The sequence below is a fragment of the Burkholderia sp. TSV86 genome (assembly GCF_001522865.1).
GTDB lineage: Bacteria > Pseudomonadota > Gammaproteobacteria > Burkholderiales > Burkholderiaceae > Burkholderia.
In genome coordinates this window covers 183,049-195,785 of sequence record NZ_LOWB01000116.1, presented here as the reverse complement: position 1 = coordinate 195,785, position 12,737 = coordinate 183,049, and the positions used below count along the sequence as shown (strand labels likewise).

The 12,737-nt window shown below is 64.3% G+C and carries 13 protein-coding genes and 1 pseudogene; 6 read left to right on the top strand and 8 right to left on the bottom strand.

Annotated features, from left to right (window positions below):
• Positions 1-79: 79 nt before the first annotated feature.
• On the bottom strand, positions 80-274 hold the full coding sequence (locus WS68_RS27950; protein ID WP_197419670.1) for a hypothetical protein: 195 nt from the start codon (positions 272-274) through the stop codon (positions 80-82).
• Here WS68_RS27950 and WS68_RS22410 point away from each other — a divergent pair.
• A complete protein-coding gene (locus WS68_RS22410; RefSeq protein WP_059572821.1) occupies positions 216-1,613 on the top strand; it encodes an MFS transporter in 1,398 nt (465 codons plus the stop codon). The genes WS68_RS27950 and WS68_RS22410 overlap by 59 nt on opposite strands.
• A 460-nt stretch (positions 1,614-2,073) precedes the next feature.
• Complete coding sequence (locus tag WS68_RS22405; protein ID WP_059572820.1) at positions 2,074-3,288, top strand: winged helix-turn-helix domain-containing protein; 1,215 nt, start codon at positions 2,074-2,076, stop codon at positions 3,286-3,288.
• A 306-nt stretch (positions 3,289-3,594) separates the two neighbouring features.
• On the opposite strand, the gene WS68_RS22400 is transcribed toward WS68_RS22405, so the two are convergent.
• The 5 genes from WS68_RS22400 to ftrA form a co-directional block, all read right to left on the bottom strand.
• The gene (locus WS68_RS22400) at positions 3,595-3,813 is read right to left on the bottom strand and encodes a DUF1653 domain-containing protein (protein ID WP_059573114.1); all 219 of its coding nucleotides are present in this window, start codon (positions 3,811-3,813) and stop codon (positions 3,595-3,597) included.
• 431 nt (positions 3,814-4,244) lie between these two features.
• A complete protein-coding gene (locus tag WS68_RS22395; RefSeq protein WP_059572819.1) occupies positions 4,245-4,823 on the bottom strand; it encodes an NnrU family protein in 579 nt (192 codons plus the stop codon).
• 114 nt (positions 4,824-4,937) lie between these two features.
• Entirely contained in the window at positions 4,938-5,318 is a 381-nt protein-coding gene (locus tag WS68_RS22390) for a TfoX/Sxy family protein (RefSeq protein WP_059572818.1), read from the bottom strand.
• A 10-nt stretch (positions 5,319-5,328) separates the two neighbouring features.
• Positions 5,329-6,780 (bottom strand): M20 family metallopeptidase, encoded by a 1,452-nt coding sequence (locus WS68_RS22385; protein ID WP_059572817.1) that lies wholly within the window; start codon positions 6,778-6,780, stop codon positions 5,329-5,331.
• Between the two features lie 164 nt (positions 6,781-6,944).
• The gene (gene ftrA / locus WS68_RS22380) at positions 6,945-7,901 is read right to left on the bottom strand and encodes a transcriptional regulator FtrA (RefSeq protein ID WP_059572816.1); all 957 of its coding nucleotides are present in this window, start codon (positions 7,899-7,901) and stop codon (positions 6,945-6,947) included.
• Between the two features lie 111 nt (positions 7,902-8,012).
• Between ftrA and WS68_RS22375 the strand changes: the two genes are divergently transcribed.
• Positions 8,013-8,438: a rhodanese-like domain-containing protein gene (locus tag WS68_RS22375; RefSeq protein WP_059573112.1), complete on the top strand. Its 426-nt coding sequence runs from the start codon at positions 8,013-8,015 to the stop codon at positions 8,436-8,438.
• Positions 8,439-8,560: 122 nt separating this feature from the next.
• A complete protein-coding gene (locus WS68_RS22370) occupies positions 8,561-8,863 on the top strand; it encodes a superinfection immunity protein (protein ID WP_059572815.1) in 303 nt (100 codons plus the stop codon).
• 78 nt (positions 8,864-8,941) lie between these two features.
• Here the strand turns inward: WS68_RS22370 and WS68_RS22365 are convergent, their stop codons facing one another.
• Positions 8,942-9,211 carry a YodC family protein gene (locus tag WS68_RS22365; RefSeq protein ID WP_082710251.1) on the bottom strand — a complete coding sequence of 90 codons (270 nt, stop codon included), beginning with the start codon at positions 9,209-9,211 and terminating at the stop codon, positions 8,942-8,944.
• Between the two features lie 847 nt (positions 9,212-10,058).
• Between WS68_RS22365 and WS68_RS22355 the strand changes: the two genes are divergently transcribed.
• Together WS68_RS22355 and WS68_RS22350 are read left to right on the top strand one after the other, a co-directional pair.
• Positions 10,059-10,721: a response regulator gene (locus WS68_RS22355; RefSeq protein WP_059572813.1), complete on the top strand. Its 663-nt coding sequence runs from the start codon at positions 10,059-10,061 to the stop codon at positions 10,719-10,721.
• Positions 10,718-12,101: pseudogene (locus tag WS68_RS22350) on the top strand (sensor histidine kinase). Before WS68_RS22355 ends, WS68_RS22350 begins: the two are co-directional and overlap by 4 nt.
• Positions 12,102-12,339: 238 nt before the next feature.
• Here the strand turns inward: WS68_RS22350 and WS68_RS22345 are convergent.
• A complete protein-coding gene (locus WS68_RS22345) occupies positions 12,340-12,624 on the bottom strand; it encodes a hypothetical protein (RefSeq protein WP_059572812.1) in 285 nt (94 codons plus the stop codon).
• Between the last annotated feature and the right edge of the window lie 113 nt (positions 12,625-12,737).

The following is a 12,737-nucleotide window of genomic DNA, read 5'->3' as shown; positions in this document are numbered from 1 at the left end:
ATGTAGCGCACATAGCGCGCATAGCGCCGCATATGCGTCTTTTCGAGATCGCAGCTACCATCCCGGCGGGTTCGGAAATTCACAGGCGCGAAGCGGTCTGGAACGGCGCGCCCCCTTTTGCCGATTTGCCGCGGTACGCGCCGAAGAGTCGTTGTGCGCGCAAGCATGACGGATTAATCGATGCAATAATGGAATCTTTATCGCGCATCGTTCCCATGCCGCTTGCCATTCGCGCTTTCATTGCACCGCTGATCGTTGCTTGCGCGTTGTTCATGGAAAGCGTGGATGCCAACATCATCGTCACGGCACTGCCCGCGATGGCGCGCGACTTTGGTCACAATCCCGTCACACTGAACATTGCGATCACGACGTACGTCGTCGGCCTCGGCGTGTTCATTCCGATCTGCGGCTGGCTCGCGGACCGTTTCGGCGCGCGCGCCGTATTCCGTACCGCGATCTGCATCTTTGTCGTCGGTTCGTTGATGTGCGCGGCTTCGTTCAATCTGGAGTTGTTCACATTCGCACGCTTCGTACAAGGCGTAGGCGGCGCGATGATGGTGCCCGTCGGGCGCATCATCATCTTTCGCGCGATACCACGCTCGGAACTCGTGCGCGCGATGAACTATCTGAGCGTGCCCGCGCTGTTCGGGCCTGTCGCCGGCCCATTGCTCGGCGGGTTCATCACGACCTACCTGCACTGGCGGCTGATCTTCTTCATCAACGTGCCGGTCGGACTCATCGGCATCTATCTTGCGAACAAGCATATCGCCAACACTCATGAGCCGGACCCCGGCCCGCTCGATTGGCCGGGCTTCCTGCTGTCCGCCTCAGGTGCCGCGCTGCTGCTGATGGGCCTCACGCTCATCGACGGCGCGCTCACGTCGCGCGGCGCCGCGCTCGCGATGAGCGCGGCGGGCGCGGCGTTGCTGGGTCTTTACGTGCTGTATGCGCGGCACGCCAAACGCCCACTTCTCGATCTGCGCTTTCTGCGCATTCCTACCTATCACGCTAGCGTCGTCGGCGGCTCGCTGTTCCGGATCGGGCTCGGTGCCGTGCCGTTCCTGCTGCCGCTCGCGCTACAGGAAGGGCTCGGAATGAGCGCATTTCATTCAGGCGCGATCACGTGCGCATCGGCGGTGGGCGGTGCGTTCACGCGAGTCATCGCGCCACGCACACTCAAACGCTTCGGATTCCGCACCGTATTGATGTATAACGCAGCGCTCTCGGGCCTTGCGATCGCCGCATACGGAACGTTCCACCCTGGCATGCCGGTGTGGGCAATCTGGCTCGTCGTGCTGATCGGCGGGCTGTTCCCCGCGCTGCAGTTCACGAGCCTCAATTCGATGATTTACGCGGAAATCCCGTCGCGCGATGCTGCTCGCGCGACGAGCCTCGGCAGTGTCGTCCAGCAAATGTCGCTCGGCCTCGGCGTAACCGTCGCGGGACTCGTGCTACATGCATCACATTGGATACAAGGCCATGAGACGATCGTCTGGTCTGATTTCTGGCCAGCGTTCGTGGTGGTTGGCCTCTGCTCGTTCGCATCGATTCCGATCACCCGCCGGCTCGCATCGAATGCCGGAGATGAAGTCGCGCGCGGCAAACGGAGTTGACGTCGGCCTTTGCGAATGTTCGCGACGGTTAGTCCACGGTATGAAGCAGGACACGCGCCGTGCGCGCATCGGCAGATCGCGCCGACAGTGCTCGCGCGCTCAGAATTTCGTCAGACTGAATGAAGTAAAAGACCGTTGACACCACCAAAAAAATCAGCGGACATCCACTCGGGGCCGGCTTTAAGCCGCATGGATGTCCGCTTCAACGGCTCCGGACGTCTCGACGGGGGTTGAGACATCCGGACTTGCTCCCTGCGTGCCATAGAAATATCGTGCGTCGGAAGCAAATACGTACTAGTCCAAACTATAAGGAAACTTTGGACGAGCTTTTGTCAACGATTGTCAGACGTATGCATGCTATCCAACTTTTGCATTCTATTGAAGTGTTGTTTCACTCCATTCAGTATCCCACATTGATTCGCGCTAAAGTGACATATCCCATTTCCCGCTCGCTCCGCCCGTGCCCCTAACGCTTTCGCTTACTTGCGCCCGCGCATTGCATCTTGCCGCGCAGGGCCTGCTGACCCCGCCTCGCCGCAAAGCGACCAAATCCGACGTGCTCACCGCGATCCGCCAGATGGCCCAGTTGCAGATCGACACGATCCACGTCGTCGCACGCAGCCCGTATCTGGTACTGTTCAGCCGCGTCGGCCCCTATGCGCCGCAATGGTTAGACGAGCATCTCGCGGAAGCGAAGCTATTCGAATACTGGTCACATGAAGCGTGCTTTTTGCCGATCGAGGATTTCGGGCTGATGCGTCATACGATGCTCAATCCGGTTGGCATGGGCTGGAAATATCCGGCCGACTGGCACGCGCAGCATCGCGACGAGATCGATAAACTGCTTGCCCACGTGCGAATCAACGGGCCAGTACGCTCGGCCGATTTCGTGCGCAACGACGGTCATACTAGCAGCGGCTGGTGGAACCGCAAGCCCGAAAAGAAGCATCTCGAAGTTTTGTTTTCGCTAGGACGCCTGATGGTTGCCGAGCGACGCAACTTCCAGCGCGTATATGACGTTGCCGAACGTGTGCTGCCAGGCTGGGATGACGCACGCGACCTGCCGCCGCGCGATGCGGTGCTGCCGCGCCTCATCGACAACACGTGCCGCGCACTCGGCGTCGTGCGTGCCGACTGGATCGCCGACTACTACCGGCTGCCGAAGCGCTCATATCACGATACATTGCATGCGCTTGCGGATGCGGGGGACCTGCTGCCTGCGACAATCGAAGACTGGAAGGAACAGGTACTCGTGCACCGCGATCTCGCACCGCTCGTCGACGCCGCAAGCCGCGACACGCTGCGCTCGACCGTCACGACGCTGCTGTCGCCATTCGATCCGGTGGTCTGGGACCGGCGCCGCGCATCGGCGCTGTTCGATTTCGATTACACGATCGAGTGCTACACGCCCGCGCACAAACGCCGCTACGGCTACTTCTGCCTGCCGATCCTGCACCGCGGCCGACTGATCGGCCGCGTCGACGCGAAAGCGCATCGCGCACAGCACATCTTCGAGCTGAAGTCGGTGCATATCGAGCCGGGTGTGCGGCTTGGCGCGGGGCTGCTGGCCGATGTCGGCCGCGCGGTGCGCAAGCTCGCCGATTGGCACGACACGCCGGTCGTCAAGGTCGGCAATGCGCCAAAGGAAATCGCGAACGCGTTCGACGCGCGCTGAACGCCACCACAATGCGATCAACACCGCACGCCAAGAAAACGGCACAGTGCGTTCAGCCGGCATGGGCGGTGTCGATCCGCGGATCGACGGCCGTGAATAGCGCGTGCGTCCTTTTTGCGGTTCCAGCGTCCGCTCCCGGCGAGCAGTTCGCGGCGGCGACAACGAAACAGCAGATCTTCCGCCGCACAAACCTGCCGATATCTCGCGCCGCTGATGAACGGCCGGAGTTTAGCCACTCCCGCTCACCGGCCCATTACCGGCAAGCGGCACGAATCCTAGCCAACCGCGCCATCCATGCATGGCCCGTCAATCACTCAATTGACGAAAGCGCGGCGTACCATCGGCGAGCGTCTCGTTGAACATCGCTTCGGGCCGCACCCACAGGCTGCGCGCTTTCGGCCACAACTGCTCGTAGACGACAACGGATTCTTCCGTCTCCGAATGTCGTGCGACACCGATCACGCGATACAGCCCACCCTTGTAGTGGCGGTGAGTTGCAATTCGTTCGGCCTCCTGCTCAGTCATCGCATGCCCCATAAAAATCGACGAGCGCGTATTGTATGCGCGCGAGCCACCGCGCGCGACGACAGCAGCTCAGCCGCGTTCAATCGGTCTCATCGGTCGAAAAACATAGGGTTGCAGGCTGCCGGACAAGCACGGCAAAGCTTCAGCGCAGGAACGAGTAATGGCGGAAACGGCAACGCAGGCAAGCGTAGCGCTAGCGTGAATCGGCGCGATCGGCGCCCGTGGCCGCCGTTGCGTCGCGATACCGGCCACGCCCGGCGCCGGCTTGTTCATGCCGGGCTGACTGACCTCACGCGCCATAGACGTCAAACGCTCGTACACCCATGCCGATGGCCCGTTCGATCTTTCGTCATCCCAAGATCCTGCGCACTTGCGCCGGATCGTCGAGCATTGACGCTCATCCGAGCCGCTTGCATTTGAACGAACGATGACTACGCCAACGGCCGCACGCCGATTAGCAAACCGTGCAGCACGAGTGCGAATAATGCCCACGCGGCGAGTCCCGCGCCGACCGCGACACCGTCACGCATGAGCGACCCGGCCGGATAGCGCTTGCCGTCGCGCTGATCGCGAGCACGCGACACAATGAAATCGGTGAGCGCCCACACTAGGAACGCGCCGAATAGCAGCTCCGCATGGAGCGTGCCGTTCGCAAGCAGATGCGCAATCGCCCATGCCATCACGCCGGCGAGCATCGGATGGCCGACCAGCGCCTTGATTCGCGTGCCGGGCACATAGGCGGCAGCGAACAGCACGAACGCCATCGCCGTCAGCAGTCCCGCCAGATGCCGGATGCCGACCGGCGGCAGCCATAACAGCGTGGCGTTCTCGCGGGCAAGCGCATAACCCCAAACGATCAGTGCGAAGCCCGATGCCGATACCAGCGAATAAAGGCCCTTCCAGCGACGCTCGCCAAGGCTCGCGATCCGTGCGGCGCGCCAATCGTCGGCGAAGATCCGAATCGAATGCACGCCCAGGAAGATCAACAAACCGAGAATCAGGACGACCATGCGCGTGTCTCCAGATGGGGAATTTTGTTATCGACTCAATCGGCATGTGATGCGCCGAGCATCGTACACGCACGCGCCGCCGTCCGCCACCCGCAACGCGAGCGCGCTGCCGCGCTATGGGGTGCGCTTCGCGCGGCGCGCGCTCGTTTTCATACCCGCCCCCGCGCGCACGGCGGCGCGGTACGCGTCGCGGCACCAATCGCGCAACGCGCCAATATCCTCGAGCACGTCGGCGGGGGCTTCGTAATAACCGCCAATGACCACGGCGCGCGAGCGCGCGTGATACGAGAACGGCCCCATGCCGCAGCGCTCGAATGCTGGGCGGTTGACCTCGTCCACGCGCAGGAACAGCGAGCCGCGTATGACAAAACCGAACAGCACGCCGTCGAGCCTGAGCGCCGCGCCGCTGAAAAAGCGCGTGACGGCGATCCGGCCGAGATCCGCAAGCTGCTCGGCGAATTCGTCGGCGCGCCGCTTTTCGGTTTGCCAGCTCACCGGGCCGGCGTCAACGCGCGACGGCGATCACGTCGGCGACCGCCGCCGTCAGCTTCTTTGCATACGGCACATGCAGGAACTCGTTCGGCCCATGCGCATTCGATTTCGGGCCCAGCACGCCGCACACCATGAACTGCGCCGCGGGAAAACCCGCCTGCAGTACGTTCATCAATGGAATCGTGCCACCGAGCCCCATGTACGCGCAGTCCGCGCCGAAGTGCCGGCGCGACGCGTCGTCGAGCGCGGTTGCGAGCCACGGCGCGAGATCCGGCGCGTTCCAGCCGGTCGCCGCGCCCGCGTCGGGCTTGAACGTGACTTTCGCGTTGTACGGCGGATCGAGTTCCAGCAGCGCCTTCAACTGCTGAACAGCCTGCGCGGCGTCGACGAGCGGTGGCAGCCGCAGCGAAAGCTTGAACGCGGTGCGCGGCCGCAGCACGTTGCCCGCGTTCTCCAGCGCGGGCAAGCCTTGCGCGCCCGTGACCGACAGCGACGGCCGCCACGTCGAATTGAGAAGCGCCTCGCGCGGATCGGTCGTCGTGGGCAGCACCGGCTTGCCGTCCTGCCCGCAGGCCCATGGCATCGCCTTCCAGACGGCGTCGCCGAGAATCGATGCGGCCGCCTCGGTTTCACGCAGGCGGCCTGCCGGCACTTCGCAATGGAACGACGCGGGCAGCAGGTTGCCGGTCGCCGCATCCTCCAGCCGCTCGAACAATTGCCGCATCACGCGGAAGCTCGACGGCGCGATGCCGCCGTACACGCCCGAATGCACGCCCTCCTCGAGCACCTCGACTTGCAAGTCGCCCGACACGAGCCCGCGCAGCGACGTCGTCAGCCAAAGCTGATCGTAATTGCCCGCGCCCGAATCGAGGCACACGACGAGACTTACGTCGCCCAGCCGCGTGCGCAGTACGTCGACGTAAGGCAGCAGATCGTAGCTGCCCGATTCCTCGCACGTCTCGATGAGGCCAACGCAGCGCGGCCGCTCGATTCCTTGCGCGTCGAGCGCGGCAAGCGCGGTGAGGCTCGCGTAGATCGCATAGCCGTCGTCGGCACCGCCACGGCCGTACAGCTTGCCGTTCTCGAGCTTCGGCGTCCACGGACCGAGATCGGCGCGCCAGCCGTCGAATTCGGGCTGCTTGTCGAGGTGGCCGTACAGCACGATCGTCTCGGTGCTCCCCGTGCGTGTCGCGGGCGTCTCGAAGAAAATCACCGGCGTGCGGCCGGCAAGCCGCACGATCTCGACCTTCAGCCCTTTGACGGGCTGCCGCTCTGCCCACTGCGCGGCATCGGCGACGACGCGCTCGATATAACCGTGCTTCGCCCAGTCGGGATCGAACGCGGGGCTTTTCGCGGGCACCGCGATGTAGTCGGTCAGCGCATGCAGAATCTCGTCGTTCCATTTGCGTTCGATGAAGTCGGCGAGGCGGTCGTGGTCAATGACGCAGGCAGTGGCGGTAGTCATGGCAATGGACAGCTCAAGCTGTATGGCGAGATGAAGTGGCGATGATAGCGCCGATACGCCCGCTTTGACATGCGCGTCGCAAGCCCGTTGGCCGCGCGTTCGACCGCTGCGCACGCGCATGCCGGCTCGGGCCGCAAGCCGCTTGCCTGCGGCGCGAATGCACGCTAACGCGCATCGAAATTGCGGCGATACACCGCAGGGCTCGTCGCCGCGATGCGCCTGAAGTGACGTCGCAACGATTCTTCCGAACCGAATCCCGCCAGCGTGGCGACCCGAGCAACGCTCAGCGCCGGATCGCGCTCGATCAACTCCTTGGCCAGCCCGACACGCTCGCGTATCAGCCATTCGTAAGGCCCGAGCCCCGTCGCGTCGCGGAACAGCCGTTGCAGCGTGCGCGGGCTCATCGCCGCACGCGCGGCCAGCGACGCAAGTGTATGCGGCTGTGCAGCATGCGCGCGCATCCAGTCGATCAGTTTCGCGAGCCGGTCGCCGCCGACACGGGGTAACGGACGCGGCACGAACTGCGCCTGGCCACCGTCGCGATGCGGCGGCAGGACGAGCCGCTGCGCGACGCGATTGGCGATTGCACTGCCGTAATCGCGACGCACCACGTGCATCAACATGTCGAGGCCCGCGGCTGAGCCCGCCGACGTAACGATCTGCCCCGCATCGACATACAACGCATCGGGATTCACGCGCAGCGACGGATAACGCGCCTGCAGACGCTGTGCATAACGCCAATGCGTGGTCACGGTGACGCCGTCGAGAATGCCAGCGGCAGCGAGCACGAAAACGCCCGAGCAGATCGAGCAAAGGCGCGCACCGCGACGGTGTGCGGCGCGAATCTTCTTCAGCAGCGGCTCGGGCGGCGTTTCGTCGGGATCGCGCCAGCCGGGAATCACGATCGTCTGCGCGCGGTCCATCAGCGCGAGCCGGTGCGGCGCGGCAACCGTGATGCCGCCCGCCGCGCGCACGGGCCCCGGCTCGCTCGCGCAAACCGCGAAGCGATACCAGTCGACACCCAGTTCCGGCCGCGGCAACGCGAACAGCTCGACCACACAGCCGAATTCGAAGGTACAAAGCCGATCGTAGGCAAGCGTGACGACGAGATGATTGCGCATGGCGCAATGTTACCGGAAGTTGTCGATCGCGCCACTGTCACGCCGGGCGTGCGTTACGGATACTTGACACACATGTTCATCGCCGCCTCGCCAAAAACAGGAGCCCTCGGCATGTCCTTCGTCACTGACATTCCCCCCGCCGACAGCACCGCCGCCATCGCCCATTTCGAAGCGTCGCTCGGCTTCGAAACCGACTGCTCGGACGTGCACGATGCGTTGACGTCCGGCGCGCCCGATTTCGTGCTGCTCGACGTGCGCAGCCCCGAACGCTATGCCGCCGGACACGTGCCCGGCGCGCACAACCTGCCGCATCGAAAGATCATCGAAAGCAAGTTATCGGCATTTCCGCGCGGCATCTGTTTCGTCGTCTATTGCGCGGGCCCGCATTGCAACGGCGCGGCGCGCGCGGCGCTCCGGCTTGCCCGCCTCGGGCGGCCAGTGAAACTGATGGCGGGCGGCCTCACGGGCTGGCTGGCCGAAGGATTCGCGCTCGCGCGGACGGCGGCCGCGCCGCTGCCCGCGGCCGTCGATCAATGACAAAACCGCAACAATGAGTTGCCGGCAAAACCACGCGAAACGCGCGACAATCGGCTCCATTGCAGGTTCAGCGTCAAGTCGAACGACCATGCCGTTGCACCGACGCACGACGGAGCAGCACCATGCAGACAAGCATTCTGGTTCAGATCGCCGGCTCGGCCGCCGCCGCCGCGCTCTACTTCCTGCCGGCGATCGTCGCCGATCGCCGGCGCCGGCATGACAAGTTGACGATCGCGCTGTTCAACGCGCTGCTCGGCTGGACAATCATCGGCTGGCTGCTGACGCTCACGTGGGCAATGCAACCGAACCCGCCCGGCGATATCGCGAGCGAGGTTCGGCTCAAGCGCCGCGCGCTCAGCATGAAGGCTTTCTCGACCGGCCTTGTCGAGCGCGTGCAGAGGCGCATTGCCACTCAGCAAAGGTAGCCGCGGCACGGAGCAAGCGCATCGCGCCCATGCCCCGCCGGCTTGGCCCAGCCAGTGAACTACCCCGTGCGCCGCGCATCAAGCTTGCGCGGGGCCGCGAGCCGCCAGCGAACGCATCCGCACGAGCCCCGCAGAAACCGTGCGCGGCTCGCCCACGACGGCGTGGTTCGGAAACATCTCCTGCCGGAATTCGCCGTGCTCGTCGAACCACTGACAGATCACCCATTCACCTTGATCGAACACGACGGGGCCGACGTGGGTTACGGTCATGCGCGGACCGCCCGTCCTGAGCGTCACGACATCGCCAATTCGAAACGATGGAGTATCCTTATCACGGTAAGTCATCATCATGGTGGCCCTTCTCGAAGTCATTTATTTATTCATTTTCTCGATATCTGCGGTCCTGCCATTCCGCATCACCCAGAGATTAGCAATCGTCAAAATAACCGGCAAGTGCTCTTCAGAGATTTTTTCTGACTTGAGTTAATAACTGATGACATTGCGCAACTACGTGGGCACCTACCTCACATGCCCGCCCGACTTGCCCGAGCGCCGGCAAACCGATTTCACCACGGGATACGATCGTCTCACTGCCGGCTCCCTCAAATCATCCTCGGAAAACACCTTCCATTCTCCAAATTTTTCCAATCAGAATATACAAAAAATTAATTTTTGATTTTGCAAAACCATCTACATCAGACTATTTAATCGGATATTGCGGCATTGCCGCAATATCCGAGCGGGCCCACATTCGCCCGGCGCGCGCGGATTTCAGCCGGATGGGCGCGGTAAGCCGTATCGCCAAACATATCCGGGCGGCAAATCGGCCTCGTCCCCTGCGGCCCGGCGCGATCGTGCATCGCAACACGCCGGACGCGCGCACACCGGCCATGCTCACCGCGCGGGCGCGCATCCGGCGCTTCCGGCGCTTCCGGCGCTTCCGGCGCTTCCGGCGCTTCCGCGCGCCTGGCCGCTCGGCCAGCCGATCATTGCGCTGGCGCCTCGCATCACCGGCTTCCGCGCGCTGTCCGGCATGACCCGGCGCACCAATCAAGCACGCCCGGCCAGCGCCGCCCGGCCGTTCAGTCCGCCCGCCCTCGCCGCGGCTTTAAGCCGAAGCTAAGGTTGCAGCGCTTATCATGCGTGCAGGGGTGCCCGCGAGCGAGCGTGCGCCGGACTCGAATGGATGATCCCCATGCGCGTATTGCTCGTCGAAGACGACCCGCTGATCGGCAGCGGGCTCGAACAGGGCCTCAGGCACGAAGGCTTCGCGGTCGACTGGGTACAAAACGGCGAGGCTGCGGCGCTCGCGCTGCGCACCACGCCATACGGCCTGCTGCTGCTCGATCTCGGCTTGCCGGATAAGGACGGCCTCACGGTGCTCGCCGCGCTGCGCCGCCGCGACGATGCGCTGCCCGCGATCGTGATCACCGCGCGCGACGCGCTGCCCGAGCGCATCGCCGGCCTCGATTGCGGCGCCGACGATTATCTGGTCAAGCCATTCGCGCTCGAGGAACTGCTCGCGCGCATTTGCGCGGTGAATCGCCGTCAGGCGGGCCGCGCGCAGACGATGCTCACGGCCGGCGCGCTGCGCCTCGATCCGGCGCGCCACCAGGTCTGGCGCGACGACGAGGAGATCACGCTGTCGCCCAAGGAGTTCGTGCTGCTGCACGAGCTGATGCGCGAGCCCGGCGTGGTGATCTCGCGCGAGCAGTTCGAGGAGCGGCTGTATAGCTGGGGCGACGAAATCGAGAGCAACGCCGTGCAAGTGCATATTCATAATCTGCGCAAGAAGCTTGGCCACGAAGCAATCCTGACCGTGCGCGGCGTTGGCTACCGGATCGGAGACGGCGCATGAACGGCAAGCAGCGCCGCCTCGCGCGCCTGCCGGCGTCGCTGCGCGGCCGGCTGCTGGCATGGCTGCTGCCCGCCGCGTGCGTGATCGGCGTGCTGGCGAGCGCGGGCACCTACTGGGGCGCGCTGCGCGAACTCGACGATCTGCTCGACGACCAAATGCGCAGCCTGTCGAAGCAAATTCAAGTCGATGCCACCGGCAAGCTGTCGATCGCGAGCCGCGACAAGAGCAGCACGCACCATTCGCTCGACTACGATCCCGACGACGTGCTGTTGCAAGTCTGGCGCGACGGCAGGCTCGAATTCACGACTGATCCCGCGACGCATCTGCCGCCCCCCGAGCGAACCGGCTTCGTGCAACTCGACACGTCCGGCCAGCGTTGGCACACCTTCACGCGCGAAAGCGCGGGCACGGCGATCCGCGTCGCCCAACAGCGCCAAGCGCGCTGGGAGGCGATTGCGGGCATCGCCGTACATCTGCTGTGGCCGGTATTGTCGCTGCTGCCGCTGCTCGCGCTTGGGCTGTGGTTCGGCATCGGCTACGGGCTGCGGCCGCTCGGCGCAATCGCGGCCGGCCTGAAGCGCCGCCACGCCACCCACCTCGAACAGCTCGACATCACGACCGTACCGGCGGAAGCCAAGCCGCTCGCCGCCGCCATCAACGATCTGCTCGCGCGGCTCGACCGCTCGTTCACGCTGCAGCGGCACTTCATCGCGGACGCGGCGCACGAGTTGCGCACGCCGATCATGGGCCTGTCGATTCAGACACAGCTTCTCGGCCGCGCGGCGAGCGCCGACGAACACGCGCGCATCGCCGCGCAGATCCAGGCGGGCGTGTCCCGGCTCGCACACCTGGCCGAGCAATTGCTGACGCTCGCGCGGCTCGAGCCCGAGGCGCCGGCCGCGTCGTTCGCCGATGTCGATCTCGTCGCGCTGGGCCGCTCGGTCGTCGCCGAGCGCGCGCGCGGCGAGCGCGCAGCGCGTCGACCTCGGCATGGTCGGCGGCGCGGCGCCCGTGCATGTGCCAGGCAACGCCGACACGCTGCGGGTGCTACTCAACAATCTCGTCGACAACGCAATCCGCTACGCGGGCGCCGGCGCGCGCGTCGATGTCGACGCGTATGCCGACGCCGGCTCAGGCGGCGCCGCGCTCGAAGTGCGCGACAACGGCCCCGGCATTGCCGAAGCGGATCGGCTGCGAGTCTGGGAGCGCTTCTATCGGGGCGACGGCGCGCAGCTCGTCTCGACGTCGGGCAGCGGACTCGGGCTGTCGATCGTCAAGCGCATCGCCGAACAGCACGGTGCGGCGGTATCGCTCGAAAGCGGCGCGAACGGACGCGGATTGACGGTCAGGGTACGGTTTCCGGCCCTGCAAACGTACTAACCGCGCTCGGCGATACATGCACGCGGCAATTTCGCCATCTATTTTGGCTGCAATGATCGGCTCGGCAGAAACCCGGCAGGCATTTTCCGATAAATAAGAACGGGAAAGGCGCAGAAGCCAGGCATTTACACAAAAAATTCACGCGCGACGTCTTTTCCCCATCTCTCACAAAATCTCGGCAGTAAAAAAATCGGGCAGCCAGTAAGCCGCCCGATTATTTTTTATTTTAACGCCGCGATTACAAGCCTGGGCTGATCAAACCGCCGATAAGCCCGTTGACGGTCCCGGCAAGCCCGCCTACCACCACACCGGTAGGGTAGCCCAGCACGCCGCCGATCAGCGACGTCACCGGGGCCAGGACGCCGGCGCCGCCGTCCTGGCCGGCAATCCAGCCGCCCTGCTGGGCAAGCGTCAGTCCGCCTCCCCACGCGCCATTGACTAAACCGCTGAGAGCACCGAAGACCCCACCGAGGAGACCCGCACCGGAAACAGCCTCCACTTCCTGCATGTTGAGTTCTTGCATGTCAGCATTCCTATAGGGTAATAGTTATGCCAGATATCCCATCTGGCCGGGTTATCGGCCTAGACCTCATCGCCGTCGGCCAATCTCGCAGGCCGCGCATCGGTGAATCAAAA